The 19723-nt window shown below is 55.2% G+C and carries 17 protein-coding genes; 11 read left to right on the top strand and 6 right to left on the bottom strand.

From position 1 onward, the window contains the following. Positions 1-9 precede the first annotated feature (9 nt). Positions 10-906, top strand: coding sequence for a myo-inosose-2 dehydratase (gene iolE / locus AC6I8N_RS18900; protein ID WP_415173657.1), 897 nt, complete (start codon positions 10-12; stop codon positions 904-906). 79 nt (positions 907-985) lie between these two features. Here iolE and glpD read toward each other — a convergent pair whose 3' ends face one another. Then, entirely contained in the window at positions 986-2494 is a 1509-nt protein-coding gene (glpD, locus tag AC6I8N_RS18895; protein WP_021184867.1) for a glycerol-3-phosphate dehydrogenase, read from the bottom strand. 228 nt (positions 2495-2722) lie between these two features. Here glpD and glpE point away from each other — a divergent pair, with 228 nt between their 5' ends. The 5 genes from glpE to malQ all read left to right on the top strand — a co-directional run bounded on the left by glpE (position 2723) and on the right by malQ (position 9404). Beyond that, a complete protein-coding gene (glpE, locus tag AC6I8N_RS18890) occupies positions 2723-3049 on the top strand; it encodes a thiosulfate sulfurtransferase GlpE (RefSeq protein ID WP_021184866.1) in 327 nt (108 codons plus the stop codon). A gap of 33 nt (positions 3050-3082) precedes the next feature. Continuing rightward, positions 3083-3910 (top strand): rhomboid family intramembrane serine protease GlpG, encoded by an 828-nt coding sequence (glpG, locus tag AC6I8N_RS18885; protein ID WP_036626762.1) that lies wholly within the window; start codon positions 3083-3085, stop codon positions 3908-3910. 48 nt (positions 3911-3958) lie between these two features. Further along, on the top strand, positions 3959-4717 hold the full coding sequence (locus tag AC6I8N_RS18880) for a DeoR/GlpR family transcriptional regulator (RefSeq protein WP_013510838.1): 759 nt from the start codon (positions 3959-3961) through the stop codon (positions 4715-4717). Positions 4718-4865: 148 nt separating this feature from the next. Next, a complete protein-coding gene (gene malP / locus AC6I8N_RS18875; protein ID WP_208724323.1) occupies positions 4866-7271 on the top strand; it encodes a maltodextrin phosphorylase in 2406 nt (801 codons plus the stop codon). A 72-nt stretch (positions 7272-7343) separates the two neighbouring features. Further along, positions 7344-9404: a 4-alpha-glucanotransferase gene (malQ, locus tag AC6I8N_RS18870; RefSeq protein ID WP_497829681.1), complete on the top strand. Its 2061-nt coding sequence runs from the start codon at positions 7344-7346 to the stop codon at positions 9402-9404. A 37-nt stretch (positions 9405-9441) separates the two neighbouring features. Here malQ and nfuA read toward each other — a convergent pair whose 3' ends face one another. Next, on the bottom strand, positions 9442-10017 hold the full coding sequence (gene nfuA, locus AC6I8N_RS18865; RefSeq protein WP_013510835.1) for a Fe-S biogenesis protein NfuA: 576 nt from the start codon (positions 10015-10017) through the stop codon (positions 9442-9444). A gap of 58 nt (positions 10018-10075) precedes the next feature. Further along, the gene (gene gntX, locus AC6I8N_RS18860; RefSeq protein WP_208724321.1) at positions 10076-10753 is read right to left on the bottom strand and encodes a DNA utilization protein GntX; all 678 of its coding nucleotides are present in this window, start codon (positions 10751-10753) and stop codon (positions 10076-10078) included. 34 nt (positions 10754-10787) lie between these two features. Here gntX and bioH point away from each other — a divergent pair, with 34 nt between their 5' ends. Together bioH and AC6I8N_RS18850 are read left to right on the top strand one after the other, a co-directional pair. Continuing rightward, positions 10788-11564 (top strand): pimeloyl-ACP methyl ester esterase BioH, encoded by a 777-nt coding sequence (gene bioH, locus AC6I8N_RS18855; RefSeq protein ID WP_497829680.1) that lies wholly within the window; start codon positions 10788-10790, stop codon positions 11562-11564. Between the two features lie 114 nt (positions 11565-11678). Continuing rightward, positions 11679-11948 carry a YdgH/BhsA/McbA family protein gene (locus tag AC6I8N_RS18850; RefSeq protein ID WP_021184860.1) on the top strand — a complete coding sequence of 90 codons (270 nt, stop codon included), beginning with the start codon at positions 11679-11681 and terminating at the stop codon, positions 11946-11948. Here the strand turns inward: AC6I8N_RS18850 and AC6I8N_RS18845 are convergent, their stop codons facing one another. After that, complete coding sequence (locus tag AC6I8N_RS18845; protein WP_497829679.1) at positions 11949-13637, bottom strand: sugar phosphorylase; 1689 nt, start codon at positions 13635-13637, stop codon at positions 11949-11951. Positions 13638-13762: 125 nt separating this feature from the next. Then, positions 13763-16093: a Tex family protein gene (locus AC6I8N_RS18840; RefSeq protein ID WP_497830714.1), complete on the bottom strand. Its 2331-nt coding sequence runs from the start codon at positions 16091-16093 to the stop codon at positions 13763-13765. A 207-nt stretch (positions 16094-16300) separates the two neighbouring features. On the opposite strand from AC6I8N_RS18840, the gene greB reads away from it, so the two are divergent. Continuing rightward, entirely contained in the window at positions 16301-16804 is a 504-nt protein-coding gene (gene greB, locus AC6I8N_RS18835; RefSeq protein ID WP_208724318.1) for a transcription elongation factor GreB, read from the top strand. Positions 16805-16904: 100 nt separating this feature from the next. On the opposite strand, the gene yjbE is transcribed toward greB, so the two are convergent. After that, the gene (gene yjbE / locus AC6I8N_RS18830) at positions 16905-17150 is read right to left on the bottom strand and encodes an exopolysaccharide production protein YjbE (protein WP_497829678.1); all 246 of its coding nucleotides are present in this window, start codon (positions 17148-17150) and stop codon (positions 16905-16907) included. 491 nt (positions 17151-17641) lie between these two features. Here yjbE and ompR point away from each other — a divergent pair, with 491 nt between their 5' ends. Beyond that, positions 17642-18361: an osmolarity response regulator transcription factor OmpR gene (gene ompR / locus AC6I8N_RS18825; protein ID WP_001157751.1), complete on the top strand. Its 720-nt coding sequence runs from the start codon at positions 17642-17644 to the stop codon at positions 18359-18361. Next, positions 18358-19716 (top strand): two-component system sensor histidine kinase EnvZ, encoded by a 1359-nt coding sequence (gene envZ / locus AC6I8N_RS18820; protein WP_036626728.1) that lies wholly within the window; start codon positions 18358-18360, stop codon positions 19714-19716. Before ompR ends, envZ begins: the two co-directional genes overlap by 4 nt. Positions 19717-19723: the final 7 nt, after the last annotated feature.

Below are 19723 nucleotides of genomic sequence, written 5' to 3'. Positions count from 1 at the left end.
GGGCTTCCCATGAACAAAGACAATGTAAAACTGGCGATTGCGCCGATTGGCTGGACCAACGATGACATGCCGGAACTGGGCAGCGAAAACACCTTCCAGCAGACGGTCAGCGAAATGGCGCTGGCGGGCTTTACCGGTAGCGAAGTGGGTAGCAAATATCCGCGCGATCCGGCGGTGCTGAAACCCATGCTGGATATTCGCGGCATTCAGATCTGTAACGCCTGGTTTAGTACCTTCTTCGCTAATGGCGATAAAGCGAAAACTATCGACGAATTCACCAACCATATGAACTTCCTGCATGCTATGGGGGCGCGCGTGATTGGTTGCTCCGAGCAGAGCAAAAGTATTCAGGGCACCAGCTTGCCTGTTCTGGAGCAGAAGCCAATTTTTAGCGATGAAGAGTGGCGTCTGACAGCCGAAGGCTATAACGAGCTGGCGGAGATTGCGGCAAAGAAAGGGATGCGTGTGTGTCTGCATCACCATATGGGTACGGCGATTCAGACCCCGGCGGAAATCGACCGCTTTATGGCGTCGACCAATGAGAATGTTGGCTTGCTGTACGACACCGGCCACATCTACTACTCAGAAGGTTCGCAACAGGCGATGCTGGATGTGCTGACCACATATCTGCCACGCATTTTCCATGTGCATCTGAAGGACGTGCGCGACAGCGTGGTGGCGGAAGTGCGTGCGCATTCGTTGTCGTTCCTCGATGGTGTGAAGAAAGGTACCTTTACTGTGCCGGGCGATGGCGTCATCGATTTCCAACCGGTGTTCAAAATCCTCGATGATTTCGGCTATAAAGGCTGGATGGTGGTGGAAGCGGAACAGGACCCGGCGCTGGCTAACCCGTTTGAATATGCGGTGAAAGCGCGGAAATATATTCGCGAGAATACCGGTCTTTAAGGTAAAAACGCGCGATGAATCGCGCAAAAAAAGGCCGTAACCCTGAAGAGGGTTACGGCCTGTTATCTGACTTTACGGCTTAGGATGCCAGCGACAGCGTCGGTTTCTGGCGGTGAGTTGCCAACCATTCGCGAATGCGCGCCTGCTCGGCGTCGCTCAGCCACATCCCCTGTTTGGTACGACGCCAGATGGCATCATCCAGTTCATACACCCATTCGTGTTTCACCAGATAACGCAGTTCGGCCTCATAAAACTCATGACCGAAGTTCTCGCCGAGATCTTCCAGACTCTGTGCACCTTCCAGCAACACTTCGGTGTTGCTGCCAAAGGTGCGGGCATAATGACGCGCCATACCTTCGCTGATAAATGGATAGCGGCGACGCAGGCTGGCGGCGTAATCTTCGCGCGAACCGGCGATATTGCCTCCCGGCAGCACCGCATTTTTGGTCCAGGCCGGGCCAGCGTTCGGATAATACTTCGCCAGTTTTTCCAGCGCGTGTTCCGCCAGCTTACGGTAGGTGGTCAGCTTGCCGCCAAATACCGACAGCAGTGGAGCCTGACCATTATCGTCATGGACATCCAGCGTGTAATCGCGGGTGATGGCCTGCGGTGAATCGGATTCGTCGTCACACAACGGACGTACACCGGAATAGGTCCAGACGATATCTTCCTGCGTCAGCTGTTTTTTGAAGTGCGCGTTATACACCTTCAGCAAATAGTTGATTTCGTTATCGTCGATCTTCACGTCTTTCGGGTCGCCTTTATATTCGACGTCTGTGGTACCGATGATTGAGAACTCATCCATCCACGGAATGACAAACACGATACGATGATCTTCGTTTTGCAGGATATAGGCCTGTTTTTCACGATGTACGCGCGGCACCACAATATGGCTGCCTTTGATCAGACGGATGCCATAAGGCGATTTCAGTTTCAGGCCATCGTCAAAGAACTGTTTAACCCACGGACCAGCAGCATTCACCAGCCCTTTGGCGCGCCAGGTGTAGGTTTTGCCGGTATCAATGTCTTCGGCTTCCACCATCCACAGGCCAGCCTCACGCCAGGCGCGGGTTACGCGGGTACGGGTGCGTACTTCACCACCTTGTTTCACCACTTCCTGAGCATTGAGCACCACCATGCGCGCATCATCCACCCAGCAGTCGGAATATTCGAATCCGCGCGTGATTTCAGACTTAAGTGCCGAATCCGCGCCAAAACGCAGACTTTTGCTACCCGGCAGGCTGGTGCGTTTGCCAAGATGGTCATACATAAACAAGCCCATGCGGATCATCCACGCCGGGCGTAAATGTGGGCGGTGTGGCAGACGGAAGCGCATCGGGAAAGCAATATGCGGTGCCATTTTCAGCAGCACTTCACGCTCCGCCAACGCTTCGCCCACCAGGCGAAATTCGTAGTGTTCAAGGTAGCGCAGGCCACCGTGAATCAGTTTGGAACTGGCAGAGGAGGTTGCACAGGCCAAATCCCGCGCCTCCAGCATTAGCACCGACAGTCCGCGTCCTGCAGCGTCCACTGCAATGCCGGCACCGTTGATGCCGCCGCCGATAACGATCAGGTCTTTGGTTTCCACGTCATCTCCTCCGATGTTCGGAATCGTTCTTAAATGTTCGTTTTCGAGCATAATAATAATCGGAAACCAACATTGATGCCAGAGGTTAACCTAATAAAAACATCTTTGCGTGATACAGCTAACATTCCGGCAGGAAAAAAAACACAAAGCCACATGCTTTATCAGGTTATGGCGCTCACAACTCAGGGTAAACTAGGCGTTAATTGTGACGATGTGATGAGAGAAACCATGGAAACCTTCGAATGTATTAACGTCCTACAGGCTCAGGAGCATCTGACACAAGGTGCGCAGCTGGTGGACATCCGCGATCCGCAAAGCTTCTCTCTGGGCCATGCCGCAGGTGCGCTACACCTGTCGAATGACAACCTCGCCGATTTTATCAGCCAGGCCAATCATGACCTGCCAGTGCTGGTGATGTGCTACCACGGCAATAGCAGCAAAGGTGCCGCGCAGTTCCTGCTGGGACAAGGGTTTAGCGCGGCCTACAGTATTGATGGGGGATTTGACGCCTGGCGTGCGGCGTTTCCGGCTCAGGTGACAACTGGTACGATGTGAGCCTTTAGATAAAGGAACGGAGAGCACCGCATGATGCGCATTACCCAGTTCAATAATCCGCGCATGGCCCAGGCGTTTGTGGACTATATGGCGACGCGTGGCGTCAGGTTAACGATTGAACGTGAAAGCCATTTTGTCATTCTGTTGGAAGACGAAAGCAAGCTGGATATGGTCGAAAACGAACTCGCGCAGTTCGTGCGTGATCCCAACCATCCACGTTATCAGGCCGCCAGCTGGCATACCGGCAGCACGGAAAGTGGGCTGCGTTATGAGCGAAGCCATATTTGGGCGAACATTCGCGAACGCGCAGGCCCGCTCACCATGACCATGATGATGGCCTGTGTCGCGGTGTTTATCCTGATGCAGATTTTCGGTGATGAAACCCTGCTTGGCTGGTTGGGCTGGCCTGATGGTCCGCAGCAATATTTCCAGGTGTGGCGCTGGTTCAGTCATGCGCTGCTGCATTTTTCCCTGCTGCATATTTTGTTCAACCTGATGTGGTGGTGGTATCTCGGCGGGGCAGTCGAAAAGCGTCTCGGGAGCGGTAAGTTATTTGTCATCATGCTCATTTCCGCGCTACTTACCGGCTGGATGCAGGCTAAATTTAGCGGCGTGCTGTTTGGCGGTTTATCTGGCGTGGTGTATGCGTTGATGGGTTATTGCTGGTTGCGAGGCGAGCGCGATCCCGAAAGTGGTATTTATCTCGAGCGCGGTTTGATGGGGTTCGCTATTGTGTGGTTGATTATTGGCTGGTACGGCGCATTTGGTCTGTCGATTGCCAATGCGGCACACGTTACCGGCCTGCTGGTTGGGTTAGCGATGGCGTTTGTTGATACGCGTAAGAAAGTGGTGCGCCGTTAATACCAGAAGAAGAAAAACGCGGCATCAAGCCGTGAACAGGAGAGAGATGTGAAGCAGACGCAACGTCATGACGCCATTATCGATCTGGTCCGGCGTCAGGGATATGTCAGCACGGAAGAGCTGGTGGATCACTTTGAAGTCAGCCCACAGACCATCAGGCGCGATTTGAACGATCTGGCCGATCAAAACAAAATTCAGCGTCATCACGGCGGTGCAGCGCTACCCTCCAGCTCGGAAAATACCGCCTGGCAGGACCGAAAAATGATGTGGTCGGCTGAAAAAGCGCGTATTGCCGAGCGCGTTGCCAGCCAGATCCCCGATGGGGCGACATTATTTATCGATATTGGCACCACGCCTGAAGCAGTGGCGCATGCGTTGCTCAATCATAGCAATCTGCGTGTCGTCACCAACAACCTCAACGTCGCGATGCTGCTGATGGCGAAACCGGATTTCCGCGTCATCATTGCTGGTGGCGAAGTGCGTACCCGCGATGGCGGCATTATGGGGGAAGCCACCCTCGACTTTATCTCCCAGTTCCGCCTGGATTACGGCATTCTTGGTATCAGCGGTATTGATATGGATGGCTCGTTGCTGGAGTTTGACTACCACGAAGTTCGCACCAAGCGCGCGATCATTGAAAACTCGCGTTGCGTGATGCTGGTGGTGGATCACTCAAAATTTGGTCGCAACGCGATGGTGAACCTGGGCAACATGAGCCTGATCGACTATCTGTATACCGATCTCACGCCACCTGCCAGCGTGATGAAGGTGATTGAGCAACACGAAGTACAACTCGAACTCTGCTAAATCTGCACGAGGCGGGTTTTTTTCTCTCCCGCCTTGTTTTTCTGTCGCTTTTTTCTCCTGACCCGTCTTTACTTATCCATTCAGGCCAGCATCCGGCCATGCGCTCCCCAATTTCGCTTCACCGTTACCGGACTCGGAAGGGATTGATATGTCGCAACAAAAATTCAATAAAGCGCGTTTTGACGCCGCACTTACCCGCCAGTGGCAATATCTTGGACTTTCTTCAGCACAACAAATGACCCCACATCAATGGTGGCAGGCGCTAAGTGCTGCGCTGGCGGAGCTGCTGGCGACGCAACCGCCACTGACGCCACGCAAAGGCCAGCGCCATGTTAATTATCTGTCGATGGAATTTCTGATTGGCCGTCTGACCGGCAACAACCTGATGAATCTCGGCTGGTATCAGGAGGTGCAGGAAGCGCTGGCGACTTATCAGGTTTCGTTAAGCGAGTTATTGGAAGAAGAGGTCGATCCGGCGCTCGGTAACGGTGGGCTGGGACGTTTAGCCGCTTGCTATATGGATTCAATGGCCACCGTAGGTCAGGCGGCGATGGGGCATGGCCTGAATTATCAATATGGCCTGTTTCGTCAGTCGTTTGATGATGGCCAGCAAAAAGAAGCGCCGGATGACTGGCAGCGCGATCGCTACCCGTGGTTTCGCCATAACGCAGCGCATGATGTGCAGGTCGGTATTGGCGGCAAAGTTGAGAAAACGGAAAACGGCGGTTGGTACTGGCAGCCCGCTTTCTGGTTAAAAGGGGAAGCCTGGGACTTGCCGGTGGTAGGCTATCGTAATGGCGTGACCTTACCGCTGCGGTTATGGAAAGCGACCAGCGATCACCCGTTTGATCTGACGCTGTTCAATGACGGAAAGTTTCTCCAGTCGGAGCAGTCGGGCATTGAGGCGGCCAAACTCACCAAGGTGCTCTATCCCAATGACAACCATCAGGAAGGTAAACGCCTGCGCCTGATGCAGCAATATTTCCAGTGTGCCTGCGCGGTGGGCGATATTCTGCGGCGGCATCATCTGGCCGGGCGTTCGGTGCATGACCTGCCAGACTACGAAGTGATTCAACTGAATGACACCCACCCGACCATTGCGATTCCAGAGATGTTGCGCCTGCTGCTGGACGAACATCAGCTGAGCTGGGATGACGCCTGGCACATCACCAGCCGCGTGTTTGCCTATACCAACCATACGCTGATGCCGGAGGCGCTGGAGCGCTGGGACGAGCGCCTGGTGCGGAGTTTGTTGCCGCGCCATATGCAGATCATCCGTGAGATTAACCGACGTCTGAAGAAACTGGTGCAACGTCAGTGGCCGGATGATGAGGCGGTGTGGCAGAAGCTGGCGGTGGTTGCGGAGGGTCAGGTACGGATGGCCAATTTGTGTGTGGTGAGTGGCTTCGCCGTCAACGGCGTGGCGGCGCTGCATTCCGAGTTGGTGGTGAAAGATCTGTTCCCGGAATATCACCAGCTTTGGCCGAAGAAATTCCATAATGTCACCAACGGCATCACCCCGCGTCGCTGGCTCCAGCAATGTAACCCACGGTTGTCGGCGTTGCTTGACGAGACATTGCAGGTGGAATGGGCCAACAATCTTGAGGCGCTAAAAGCGCTGGAGCCTTTTGCCGCTAAAAAAGCGTTCCGCCAGAAGTACCGCAAAATCAAGCAGGCCAATAAGCAGCAACTGACCGAGTACATCCGTCAGGTGACCGGCATTCAGGTGAATCCCGAGGCGCTGTTTGACGTACAGATCAAACGCCTGCACGAATACAAACGTCAGCATCTCAGCCTGCTGCATATCCTCCATTGCTACCGTCAATTGCGCGATGACCCAAAAAATCCTGACTTTGTCCCGAGGGTGTTCTTGTTTGGCGCGAAAGCCGCGCCGGGTTATTACCTGGCAAAAAATATTATCTATGCCATCAACAAGGTCGCTGAGGTGGTCAATAACGACCCGAAGGTGGGCGATAAGTTGAAGGTGGTGTTTATTCCTGACTATCGAATTACCGCCGCTGAACTGATGATCCCGGCGGCTGATCTCTCCGAACAGATTTCGACCGCCGGATATGAAGCTTCTGGCACCGGCAATATGAAACTGGCGCTGAATGGTGCGCTCACCATCGGTACGCTGGATGGTGCCAACGTTGAGATTGCGGCGGAAGTTGGCGAGGAGAATATCTTTATCTTTGGTCATACCGTGGATGAGGTTAAAGCGTTGAAGGCTGAGGGTTACCATCCGAAAAAACTGCGTAAGGCCAATAAACATCTCGACGGGCTGTTGAAAGAACTGGAAAAGGGCAAATTCAGCGATGGCGACAAACACGCCTTTGATTTGTTGCTCAACAGCCTGACGAAAAACGGCGATCCCTGGCTGGTGTTGGCCGATTTCGATGCTTACGTCGAGGCGCAACAGCGCGTTGAGGCACTGTGGAAGGATCAGGAAGCCTGGACCAAAGCGGCCATCCTCAATACTGCCCGCAATGGGATGTTCAGCTCCGATCGCTCTATCCGTGATTACCAGAAACGCATCTGGCAGGCGAAACGGTAAACCTGCACGTCTCGTAGCGGCGCGATAAATCGCGCCGCTACCGAATGTGCCTTACGCGATTCAGGAGCAGCAATGACGTTGAACAAGTTGGATCAAGCCGCACAGGCTGCGGGCATCGCACTGCGTTTTATCAATGCCAACGGCGAGCCTGAAACCATCAGTGATGACACTAAGCGGGCGCTGTTGGCGGTGATGGACGCACCAACGGGCAAAGCACCGCCGTTACCGCCGGTCCAGGTATTCAGTGGACGGATGCAGCGCCAACTGACGCCGCAAGGCAGTGGCGAATTCCACTGGCAGTTGATTTCCGAACAAGGTAAGCAATTTCACGGCAGCGTGCAGGGGGGCGAACCGTTGACGCTGCCTCCCCGGTTACCACAGGGCTACCATCAGCTTATCTTGCGTAAAGGCCGCCAGCAGTGGCAGACCCGTATCATCCTCGCCCCGCGCCGTTGTTACCTGCCTGCGCCATTGGAGCAAGGTGAAAAACGTTGGGGGGCGCTGGTTCAGCTCTATACCCTGCGTTCCGAACACAACTGGGGCATGGGGGATTTTGGCGATCTGGAGCGCATGCTGGAACAGGTGGCGGCACAGGGGGGCGATTTCGTTGGGCTCAATCCGCTGCACGCGCTTTACCCGGCACAGCCAGAGATGGCCAGCCCCTATAGTCCCACCTCACGCCGCTGGTTGAACGTGCTGTATATCGATGTCAGCCAACTGACGGATTTTCAGCAAAGCCACGCGGCGCAGCGCTGGTGGAACAGCGCCAAAACGCGGCGGATGCTGGAGAAAGCCCGCGTCAGCGAATGGGTGGACTACAGCACGGTGGCAGAGCTGAAAATCCACGCGCTACGTCTCGCATGGCAGACATTTCGTCAGCATGGCGTCCAGCATGATGTGTTTCAGCAGTTTGTGGTGGAGGGGGGCGAGCACCTGCGCTACCAGGCAGCGTTTGACGGCATTCAGGCAGAACGGCACACCGACGATCAACAGGCGTGGGGCTGGACGGGTTGGCCAGAAGGCTGGCGCAATGCGCAGCAGGCCGAGGTCCAGCAATGGTGTATGCAGCATGAGGACGAGATTCAGTTCTGGAGCTGGTTGCAGTGGCTGGCGCAGCAGCAATTTGCGCAGTGCTGGCAGCGTAGCCAGCAGTTGGGGATGGCGGTAGGGTTGTATCGCGATCTGGCGGTCGGTGTGGCCCAGGGCAGTGCAGAAACCTGGCAGGATCCTCAGCTCTACAAGTTAGGTGCGTCGGTTGGGGCACCGCCAGACCGCCTCGGTCCACTCGGGCAAAACTGGTCGCTGCCGCCGCTCGATCCTCATGTGATGCGTGCGCGCGGCTATCAACCGTTCATCGATCTGCTGCGAGCCAACATGCGCGATTGCGGCGCGTTGCGTATCGATCATGTGATGGGGTTGCTACGCCTGTGGTGGATTCCCTGGGGTGAGACGGCGGATAAAGGGGCCTATGTCGCTTATCCGGTGCAGGACCTGCTGGCGATCCTTGCGCTGGAAAGTCAGCGCCATCGTTGCATGGTCATTGGTGAAGATCTCGGTACGGTACCTGCTGAGATTGTCAGCCTGCTGCGCAACAGCGGCATCTTTTCATGGAAGGTGTTGTGGTTTGAGCAACATCGTGATGGGCGTTATCGTCAGCCAGAGGAGTATCCGCGCCAGTCAATTGCCAGTGCCAGCACCCACGATCTGCCAACCCTGACCGGATTCTGGGAGGCGGGTGACTTGCTGCTGGGAAATAAGCTCGGGTTGTATCCTGGTGAAAGCGTGTTGCAGTCATTGCAGCAGCAGCGGGAAAAACAGAAGCAGGCGCTGCTGGATGCATTGCATCAGGCCGGGGCGTTAGCCAAACCCAGCGGTAAACAGGCGGCCAAACGGGGGATGTCGCCCGCGCTCAATCTGGCGATGCACCGTTTTCTGGCGGCTACCGACAGCGCGTTGCTGGGCCTGCAACCGGAAGATTGGTTGGGTATGGACTCACCGGTGAATGTGCCGGGCACAGTTGAACAGTATCCTAACTGGCGTCGTAAGCTCAGTACCACGCTGGAGGCAATGTTTGCAGAGGGGGAAGTACAACGATTGCTGAAGGCTGTGAGTATCGGCAGGAAGCGGATTTAACGCGCGACAGCGTCGGGTCGCTGTCGCGCGTTGGGAATCAGTAGTAGGAGTGCTCGCCGCGCTGGTGCTCGGTCAGATCGCGCACGCCTTTCAGTTCCGGGAAGGCTGCCAGCAGCTCTTTCTCGATACCGTCTTTCAGCGTCACGTCAATCATCGAACAACCGTTGCAGCCGCCGCCAAATTGCAGAATGGCGTAACCGTCATCGGTGATTTCCATCAGTGAAACGCGACCACCGTGGCCTGCCAGCTGCGGGTTGATCTGTGCCTGCAACAGGTATTCCACGCGTTCTACCATCGGCGCATCGTCAGAGACTTTACGCATTTTGGCGTTTGGCGCTTTCAACGTCAGCTGGGAACCGAGGTTGTCAGTGACGAAGTCAATTTCCGCGTCTTCCAGGTAAGGGGCGCTCAGCTCGTCAACATAGGCTGACAGCTTTTCAAACTTCAGCTCGGTATCCGTCGCTTCAACGGCATCGGGCGGGCAGTAAGACACGCCACACTCGGCGGTTGGTGTACCCGGGTTAATCACGAATACGCGGATCTGGGTGCCATCTTCCTGTTTTGACAGAAGTTTTGAGAAGTGCTCTTGGGCAGCATCAGTAATACGGATCATGGCGATTGCTCAATAGTTGACTAATTTAGTTGGTTATAATACGCCCAACGCCGACGCTCTACAAGGTACGGCAAAGGCATCCAATCTGTACGCTGGCCGCGCCTGCGGCCTGCAACATACGGCTGATTTCAGCCACCGTACTGCCGGTGGTCACCACATCGTCGATAAGCAGGATATGGCGTCCCTCTACCGGGATTTCAAGCTGAAACGCGCCGCGCAGGTTCTTTTTACGCGCCGATGCGCTCAGCTCATGCTGCACCGCAGCCTGACGTACGCGACTTATGCCTTCCCTGTAGTCACAACTTAGCCAGCGCGCCAGCGGTTGCGCCAACAGCGACGCCTGATTGTAGCCACGTCGCCAGTGGCGACGCTGATGCAGGGGCACGCTGAAGATGATATCTGGTCGGGGAAGCCCATAACATCGCCGCATGGCTAACCACTTTAGCAAAAGTAGCCGCGCCAGCATCACCCTGAGTGCGGTGGCGCGGCAAAACTTCAACTGATGAACCCAGTGGCTGAGCGGGGGTTGATAACCGCTGACGCAGATCAGTTGTTGCCACGGTGGCGGTCGTTGCAGGCAGCGCCCACAAACCTGATCGGCACGGGCGGGCAGGCCACAGCGTGGGCAAAGTTCGGGTAACACCGGCAACTGACGCAAACACCCGTTGCACAGACCGTGTTGCGCCATGCGTAGCGGCAAACGGCATAGCCAACACAGGGCAGGGATTGATAGCATAGCGACCTCCTTTTCACTTTCAGGATAATAACCGATGAGTTCGATCTGGTGGCACACCACCGGCACGGGGGATTGCGATCTTGTGCTGCTGCACGGCTGGGGATTGAATGCCGAAGTGTGGCAAAACATCATTCCGCGACTCAGCCCGCATTTTCGCTTGCACCTTGTCGATCTACCGGGTTTTGGTCGCAGCCAGGGATTTGGTGCCATGACGCTGCCCGCTATGGCACAGCATCTGGTGGAGCATTTGCCGGAACGCAGCCTGCTGCTGGGTTGGTCGCTGGGCGGTCTGGTCGCCAGTCAACTGGCGCTTACGGTGCCGGAATCCATTCGGGGGCTGATCAGTGTGGCTTCGTCGCCATGCTTTACCTCCAGCGAAGAATGGCCCGGTATTAAGCCGGAAACGCTGCATGGCTTTCAGCAGCAATTAAGTAATGATTTTCAACGCACTGTGGAACGTTTTCTGGCTTTGCAGACGCTGGGAACGGAAAGCGCGCGCCAGGATGCTCGCCAACTGAAAGAAGTGGTGTTATCGCAGCCAATGCCGTCAGTGGCGGTACTGGAAGGCGGTCTGGAGATTCTGCGTCACTGTGATTTGCGTGCGTCGCTGGATGCTCTCCAGCTGCCATTCCTGCGCCTGTATGGCTATCTGGACGGACTGGTGCCTCGTCGTATCGCGGCAGAACTGGATGTGCGCTGGCCACAATCACCATCGGTGGTGATGGAGAAAGCGGCCCATGCGCCATTCATCTCGCACCCGGAAGCATTTTGTCAGCATATTCTTAGCTTTAGTGGCCGTCTGCCGCGCTAGCTGGCAATTCTCCCGGAAAGGTCAATACTTTCCGGGTGGGCAGGAATGCTTTACCTCTGCAATCAATTTCCTGCCGACATCTCTGCAAATCAAATAATAACTGAGGGTGATTACATGAAAGTTATCAACACGGTTGTGGCGGCGATGGTGATGGGCGCGATTTCCTTTTCGGCGCTGGCAGCCAAAGAGGTGACTAAAGAAGAAGTGCAGAAAATGAATCTGGAGAAAATCGGTACGGTGACCACTACGGCAGAAACCACCTCGCCGATGGATGCCAAAAAAGAGTTGTCAAAACTGGCGGATGAGAAGGGCGGAAAATATTTTCTGGTGATTGCGGGCCGCGAACATGGCAAGTTCAGTGCCGTCGCGGATGTGTATAAATAATCAACCCCTTAGCCACATAAATTGCCAGGCAGCCAGTCGCACCGGCTGGTTGCCATCAATATTTCCACCACTGATTAAATCGTGAAATTGCCGAGCCTGCGGCAACATCGTCTCAATCTCGCGACCGCTAAGATTAAATACGCAAAGAACCGCTTCCTGGTTATCGGGCTGGTGACGACGCAGGACCAACAACGCGTTATCGCTGTCGAATAATGTCATCGGATTGTCGGGATGGAACGCAGGTTGACGTGTGCGCAGTTGAATCAGCGCGCTCAGGCGTTCAAACACCTGCTGACGAAGCGCATTGCCGCCGCTCAGCAACTGTTCCATATCACGCACACTGAACTTCTCGCGATTGATGGCACGGTTGTGCCCGGCGACATGCACGCCTTCGTTGTCGTTACGTGAACCGAGGATGCTTTGAATATAGATGGCAGGCACGCCGGGAAAGGCCAACAGGATGGCATGTGCCAGCAGGAAACGGCGTAGTCGCGTGTTGTCATCGTCGTCCTGACGATTTAGCGCATCCAGATAGGTAACGTTAATTTCATACGGGCTGGTGGTGCCATCCGGATTGTTTTTGTAGGAAACCAGCGCCCCTTCCAGCGCCAGGTCACGCACCAACGCCACAATTTCTACTTCCGATAAAATGCCGCGCGCGGGATTGAGGCCAATGCCATCATGTGAGGCGAGAAAGTTAAAAAAGGTGGTATCACCGCTACCGGTGTCCAGCGTGCTGGCCCACTGACGCAGCGCGCGGCCGGAGCTGGAATGAATGGCATGCAGCACCAACGGCGGCAGGGAAAATTGATACACCATCTGCGCTTCGTCGTGGCCGTTGCCAAAGTAACTGATGTTGTCTTTGTGCGGCACATTGGTTTCTGTGACGATCACCGTACCCGGCGCGACCACGTTGGCAATCGCGCGAAATAATTTCACCAGCTGATGAGTCTTGGGCAGGTGGATACAGTTGGTGCCAGGCGTTTTCCACATATAACCCACCGCATCGAGGCGCACGTAGTCTGCGCCTTTCTTCAGATAATCGAGCAACACGTTGACCATACGGATGAGGACTTCCGGGTTGGCGAAGTTGAGGTCAATCTGATCAGCGCTGAAGGTGGTCCAGATATAGCGCGTTGCGCCATCCGCCATTTCGAATGGCGTCAGCAGCGGCGAGGTGCGAGGCCGGGTCACGGCGCTGAGATCGGTGGCGGGTGGCATGCTGATAAAAAAGTCATCCCAGCCGGGGTCCTGCGCCAAAAAATGGCGAAACCAACTGCTGTGCGCTGACATATGGTTGCAAACAAAATCGAACATCAGCCGCGTATGGGTGTGGAGCGCCGCGACATGCTGCCAGTCGCCGCAAATCGGGTTGACCTGGTGATAGTCGATAACCGAAAAACCATCATCCGATGAATAAGGAAAGAACGGCAGCAGATGGACCAGAGAAAATGTGTCTTGCAAATGTTGCTGATAAAAACGCGAGAAGGTGGCAAGGGTAGGGACATCTGGTTCACGCAATTGGTCGGCGTAGGTAATCAGCACCACATCTTTCTCATCCCAGCGCAGTTTCCGTGGGATTTTGACCGTATCCCGTGCCGCACGTATGTGGGAAAGCAGACGCTCACGAGCCGCCACAGGGAAAGTGCCTGCATAAATCTCATCAAGTAAGGCGTTGATAATATCCATCAGATCGCTGTGCCACGCGGAGGGTCATTTTTTCACACGGATTTTTTCAGCGTAGCTGGATGGGACAATTTATCAACCTGATGTACGCGATGGCCTGGCGGCCACCGCGCTTTTTAACGCAGGGGTTAGCGTTTTTTGCCGAAGGCGGCAGCCAGTGCATCACCCATTGCGCTGTTACCGGCAGGCTGACTGGCCGGTTTGGCCCGGCCCTTATTCGCCTGTGTCGGGCGTGCCGACTCTTTACCGGCACTGCGGTTGCCACCACCGCGCGCATTGTTCTCGCCCGGCTGCTCGTCCAGACGCATGGTAAGGGCAATACGCTTACGTTGCAGGTCAACTTCCATCACTTTAACTTTGACGATATCACCGGCTTTGACGACCTGGTGCGGATCTTCAACAAACTTATCCGACAGCGATGAAATATGAACCAGGCCATCCTGATGTACGCCAATATCGACAAAAGCGCCAAAGTTGGTGACGTTGGTGACAGCACCTTCCAGCACCATGCCGGGTAACAGGTCATTGAGTGTCTCCACGCCTTCTGCAAACTGCGCGGTTTTGAACTCAGGACGTGGGTCGCGGCCTGGTTTTTCCAGTTCTTTGATAATGTCGGTGACGGTAGGCAGACCGAAGCGCTCATCGGTGAAATCACGCGCGCTGAGATTCCGCAAGCTACCCGGATTACCCATCAGTTCAGCGAGCGCCTGCTCGGTGGCTGCCAGAATGCGCTCAACCACCGGATAAGCTTCCGGGTGGACGGTCGAGGCATCCAGCGGGTTATCACCGTGATTGATACGCAGGAAGCCTGCGCATTGTTCAAAGGCTTTCGGGCCGAGACGGCTGACTTTCAGCAACTGCTGACGGTTCTGGAAGCGGCCATTCTCGTCACGCCAGCTGACAATGTTCTGCGCCATCATGCGGGTTAAACCGGCCACACGGGTCAGCAGCGCCACCGAGGCGGTGTTGAGATCAACCCCCACGGCGTTCACGCAGTCTTCCACCACCGCATCCAGTTTCTTCGCCAGTTGGCTCTGGCTGACGTCATGTTGGTACTGGCCGACACCGATAGATTTGGGATCGATCTTCACCAGCTCAGCCAGCGGGTCCTGCAAACGGCGAGCGATGGAAACCGCACCACGCAGCGAGACGTCGAGGTCCGGGAATTCCAGCGCGGCCAGTTCTGAGGCGGAATAGACCGAAGCACCGGCTTCGCTGACAATCACTTTCTGCGCTTTGATCTGCGGATATTGTTTCTGCACATCAAGGAAGAAACGTTCAGTCTCACGCGATGCGGTGCCGTTGCCAATCGCCACCAGCTCAACCTGATGTTTGGCGCACAGCGCTGCGACAGCGGTCGCCGCTTTGGCGGTCTGTCCGGTATGCGGATAGATGGTATCGGTCGCGACCAGTTTGCCGGTGGCATCGACCACCGCCACTTTTACACCGGTACGCAGGCCGGGATCGAGGCCCATCGTGGAACGCATGCCTGCCGGTGCCGCCATCAGTAGGTCGTGCAGGTTACGGGCAAAGACGTTGATGGCTTCATCTTCGGCGCGTTCGCGCACGGTGCCCATCAGTTCAGTTTCCAGATGCAGCAATACCTTGATACGCCACGTCCAGCTCACTACCGCTTTACGCCAGCTGTCTGCCGGGGCGTTATTCAGACGCAGATTCAGGTGGCTGGCAATCAGCGTTTCACCGTGGCTTTCGCGCGGTGCTTCGTCAAATTGCGGGTCGGCATTCAGCGACAGTTGCAGCACACCTTCATTGCGGCCACGGAACATCGCCAGCGCACGGTGTGAAGGCACGGTGCTGAGTGCTTCGTGATGATCGAAGTAGTCGCGGAACTTCGCACCTTCTTCCTCTTTGCCTTCAACCACGCGCGAAACCAGGTGGGCGTTTTTCCACAGATAGTCACGCACTTTTGCCAGCAGCGTGGCGTCTTCGGCGAAACGCTCCATCAGGATATAGCGTGCGCCATCCAACGCGGCGCGCACATCGGCGACACCTTTGTCGGCATCGACATAGCCGGCAGCCAGTTGCTCAGGATCGTGCGACGGGTCTTGCCACAGCGTGTCGGCCAGCGGTTCCAGACCGGCCTCAATGGCTGCCTGTCCACGGGTGCGACGCTTCGGTTTATACGGCAGGTAAAGGTCTTCCAGCTCAGTTTTGCTGAGGGTGCCATTAATGGCGCTGGCGAGGTCGGCGGTGAGTTTGCCCTGTTCGTCGATAGATTTCAGAATCGACTGGCGGCGCTCTTCCAGCTCACGCAGATAGCCAAGACGGCTCTCCAGCTGACGCAACTGGGTATCATCCAGTCCGCCGGTGACTTCCTTACGATAGCGCGCGATAAACGGCACGGTATTCCCTTCGTCAAGCAAGCGGATGGCTGCGTCAACCTGTTCGTCACGCGCCTTCAGCTCACTTGCGATAATCTGGCTCAGCGAATCTTTCATCATCAGTTACTGTCTTGCTTACACGGGGTTAAGAAACAGGGGACAGTTATACGGGCTGAGGCTGAAAATTGCCAGACGGCGGCAGGTGAATCCGTCATTTTCTGAATGCGGCGCGCAGAACATCGCGCTTACCTTGCTGATGTTCGGCTGGTCGCATATTGTTAGCCTCCACTATGCTAAATCAGACCTGTATCACGAGTTGACGCTATGAAAACCCAACTGATTACCCGCGAGGGCTATAACAAACTGCGTGCTGAGCACGATCATTTGTGGAATGAAAAGCGTCCGGAAATCACCAAAATTGTCTCCTGGGCCGCCAGCCTGGGCGATCGCTCGGAAAATGCCGATTACACCTATAACAAACGTCTGCTGCGGCAAATCGACCGCCGCGTGCGCTATCTGCGCAAATGTTTGGCAGAACTGAAGATCGTCGATTACGCCCCGCAACAGGAAGGGAAGGTGTTTTTTGGCGCCTGGGTCGAGGTGGAGAATGAGCAGGGCGAAGTAAAACGCTTTCGTATTGTCGGCCCGGATGAAATTTATGGTGAGGTAAAGGATTACATCTCAATTGATTCGCCGATGGCCCGCGCCTTGATCAAGAAAGAAGTCGATGACGAAGTGACGGTGAATACGCCGGAAGGCCAAAAGTTGTGGTTTGTGAACCGTATCGAGTATCTGCGAGACGCGGAAGAAAAAAGAGGCGGAGAATAATAGCTTTTGTAAGAAAGCCGGGGGTGACACTTATTCTCCGGTGGCGAAAGGGCTGGTAAACAACAGGGAAGGCGCCGCGTTCCTGCCGCGCCTGGTTTCATTACTTAGCGGGCATCGTGGTTGTGGTGGTCGAAGTTGAGGTGTTGGTGCCATGACCTCCGCCGCCTGCGGAGGCTAAGGCAACACCCAGTAATGCGGCAAGGGCACCAACTCCGATCGCTTCTGAGGTGCCTTTTGCGTTTGTGGATGCCTGCGTACCGGCGGCTTCACCGGTGGCAGTTGCGGCCTTAGCCTGGGTGAGGCCCGTCAGGATCAATATGCCCAGCAGAACGGCGATTTTTTTCATCTTCTTTCTCTCCACATGAACGCAATTTCACCCGCCATGAGGGCAGTGTCGGAGATTGTGTCGGGAGAAGAAAGTGGATGTTAATTATTGATTTTTATTGCTTTATTTAATGATGGTCTTTATTTCATATTCGGGGTGGGATTCATCCGAGAGCGTAAGGGCGGCGCAATAAACAAACGCCACATTTTATCCCCCTGGCAGGGTTCGATGGCCTATTCTCAACAGGAATGTGTACAAAAAAGGCCGTCAGGGAGGCAGAGCCAGCAACAATCATAAAATGCGCTGATTTTTCAGAGATCCCTTAAACATATTGATCAGCCGAGCAAAAAGCGCGAAATGCGCCACAATTATGCGGTGAAATTAAAGATAAGCTGCTGTTTAATATGCTTTGTAACAATTTCGGCTAGAATATAAACCATTAATGACTGTCACTGTAAGGCATCTTTTTTTAACAATATTGGCTCAGGCAATGGCGCCTTTGGGAGTTGAACATGCAAGAGAACTACAAAATTCTGGTCGTCGATGATGATATGCGTTTGCGCGCGTTGCTCGAACGCTATCTCACCGAACAGGGCTTTCAGGTGCGCAGCGTTGCCAACGCCGAGCAAATGGATCGTCTGTTAACCCGCGAATCTTTCCATCTGATGGTCCTTGACCTGATGCTGCCGGGCGAAGATGGCCTGTCAATTTGCCGCCGCCTGCGTAGCCAAAGCAACCCTATGCCGATCATTATGGTTACGGCGAAAGGGGAAGAAGTGGACCGTATCGTTGGGCTGGAAATCGGCGCTGACGATTATATTCCGAAACCTTTCAACCCGCGTGAGCTGCTGGCGCGTATCCGTGCCGTGCTGCGTCGTCAGGCCAATGAATTGCCGGGCGCACCGTCTCAGGAAGAAGCGGTGATTGCGTTTGGTAAATTCAAACTGAACCTTGGTACGCGTGAAATGTTCCGTGAAGATGAGCCGATGCCGCTCACCAGTGGGGAATTCGCTGTGCTGAAAGCGTTGGTTAGCCATCCGCGTGAACCGCTGTCCCGCGATAAGCTGATGAACCTGGCGCGTGGTCGTGAATACAGCGCGATGGAACGTTCTATCGACGTGCAGATTTCCCGTCTGCGCCGCATGGTAGAAGAAGATCCGGCGCATCCGCGTTACATTCAGACCGTTTGGGGTCTTGGCTACGTCTTCGTTCCGGACGGCAGTAAAGCATGAGGCGATTGCGCTTCTCACCTCGCAGTTCGTTTGCCCGCACCCTGTTATTGATCGTTACCTTGCTGTTCGTCAGCCTGGTAACGACCTATCTGGTGGTGCTCAATTTCGCTATTCTTCCCAGTTTGCAGCAGTTCAACAAAGTCCTCGCTTATGAAGTTCGTATGCTGATGACGGACCGCCTGCAACTGGAGGATGGTACCCAGCTGGAGGTGCCACCGGCCTTCCGGCGTGAAATCTATCGTGAACTGGGCATTTCGCTGTATACCAATGCGGCCGCGGAAGAGAGTGGGTTGCGCTGGGCACAGCATTACGAGTTTCTCAGTGAGCAGATGGCGCAGCAGCTTGGCGGGCCAACCGATGTGCGGGTTGAGGTAAATAAAAACTCCCCGGTGGTGTGGCTGAAAACCTGGTTGTCTCCCGATATCTGGGTTCGCGTGCCGTTGACCGAAATTCACCAGGGCGATTTTTCACCACTGTTCCGCTACACGCTGGCGATTATGCTCTTGGCGATAGGTGGAGCCTGGCTGTTTATCCGGATTCAGAACCGACCGCTGGTTGACCTCGAACATGCCGCCTTGCAGGTGGGTAAAGGAATTATTCCCCCTCCATTGCGCGAGTATGGCGCATCCGAAGTGCGTTCGGTGACACGGGCCTTTAACCAGATGGCCGCGGGTGTGAAGCAATTAGCTGATGACCGCACCTTGCTGATGGCGGGTGTCAGTCACGATCTGCGCACCCCGTTGACGCGTATTCGTCTCGCCACCGAGATGATGAGCGAGGAAGATGGCTATCTGGCGGAGTCGATCAACAAAGATATCGAAGAGTGCAATGCGATTATCGAGCAGTTTATCGACTATCTGCGTACCGGCCAGGAAATGCAGACTGAGCGCGCCGATCTGAATAGCGTGCTGGGTGAAGTGGTTGCAGCGGAAAGTGGCTACGAGCGCGAGATTGAGAACGCGGTGATGCCAGAGGAGTTGATACTGGATATCAATCCGCTGTCGATTAAACGAGCGGTAGCGAATCTGGTAGTGAATGCGGCACGCTACGGCAATGGTTGGATTAAAGTCAGCAGCGGTCAGGAGCTGAATCGCGCCTGGTTCCAGGTCGAAGATGACGGTCCGGGGATTAAGCCGGAACAGTTGCAGCATCTGTTCCAGCCTTTTGTTCGCGGCGACAGTGCCCGAAGCACCAGCGGCACCGGTCTTGGGTTGGCGATTGTGCAACGTATTATTGATGCGCATGACGGCTCGCTGGAGATTGGTGTCAGCGAGCGCGGTGGCCTGCGCATCCGCGCCTGGCTGCCCGTACCGGGAACCGGAACCGCGCTGGTCAACAGCAACCATAACGTCTGACGTAGCG

It is taken from the genome of Pantoea sp. X-Soil-TKNS-1279 (assembly GCF_059730565.1).
Note: the sequence above shows the minus strand (reverse complement) of the source record. Positions and strands in the feature narration are given on the sequence as shown.

What these genes read in the sequence shown, in the direction of transcription:
- iolE (WP_415173657.1), top strand. Translation starts at nt 10, where the DNA reads ATGAACAAAGACAATGTAAAACTGGCGATTGCGCCGATTGGCTGGACC.
- glpE (WP_021184866.1), top strand. Translation starts at nt 2,723, where the DNA reads ATGGAAACCTTCGAATGTATTAACGTCCTACAGGCTCAGGAGCATCTG.
- glpG (WP_036626762.1), top strand. Translation starts at nt 3,083, where the DNA reads ATGCGCATTACCCAGTTCAATAATCCGCGCATGGCCCAGGCGTTTGTG.
- malP (WP_208724323.1), top strand. Translation starts at nt 4,866, where the DNA reads ATGTCGCAACAAAAATTCAATAAAGCGCGTTTTGACGCCGCACTTACC.
- malQ (WP_497829681.1), top strand. Translation starts at nt 7,344, where the DNA reads ATGACGTTGAACAAGTTGGATCAAGCCGCACAGGCTGCGGGCATCGCA.
- nfuA (WP_013510835.1), bottom strand. Translation starts at nt 10,017, where the DNA reads ATGATCCGTATTACTGATGCTGCCCAAGAGCACTTCTCAAAACTTCTG.
- gntX (WP_208724321.1), bottom strand. Translation starts at nt 10,753, where the DNA reads ATGCTATCAATCCCTGCCCTGTGTTGGCTATGCCGTTTGCCGCTACGC.
- bioH (WP_497829680.1), top strand. Translation starts at nt 10,788, where the DNA reads ATGAGTTCGATCTGGTGGCACACCACCGGCACGGGGGATTGCGATCTT.
- AC6I8N_RS18850 (WP_021184860.1), top strand. Translation starts at nt 11,679, where the DNA reads ATGAAAGTTATCAACACGGTTGTGGCGGCGATGGTGATGGGCGCGATT.
- AC6I8N_RS18845 (WP_497829679.1), bottom strand. Translation starts at nt 13,637, where the DNA reads ATGGATATTATCAACGCCTTACTTGATGAGATTTATGCAGGCACTTTC.
- AC6I8N_RS18840 (WP_497830714.1), bottom strand. Translation starts at nt 16,093, where the DNA reads ATGAAAGATTCGCTGAGCCAGATTATCGCAAGTGAGCTGAAGGCGCGT.
- greB (WP_208724318.1), top strand. Translation starts at nt 16,301, where the DNA reads ATGAAAACCCAACTGATTACCCGCGAGGGCTATAACAAACTGCGTGCT.
- yjbE (WP_497829678.1), bottom strand. Translation starts at nt 17,150, where the DNA reads ATGAAAAAAATCGCCGTTCTGCTGGGCATATTGATCCTGACGGGCCTC.
- ompR (WP_001157751.1), top strand. Translation starts at nt 17,642, where the DNA reads ATGCAAGAGAACTACAAAATTCTGGTCGTCGATGATGATATGCGTTTG.
- envZ (WP_036626728.1), top strand. Translation starts at nt 18,358, where the DNA reads ATGAGGCGATTGCGCTTCTCACCTCGCAGTTCGTTTGCCCGCACCCTG.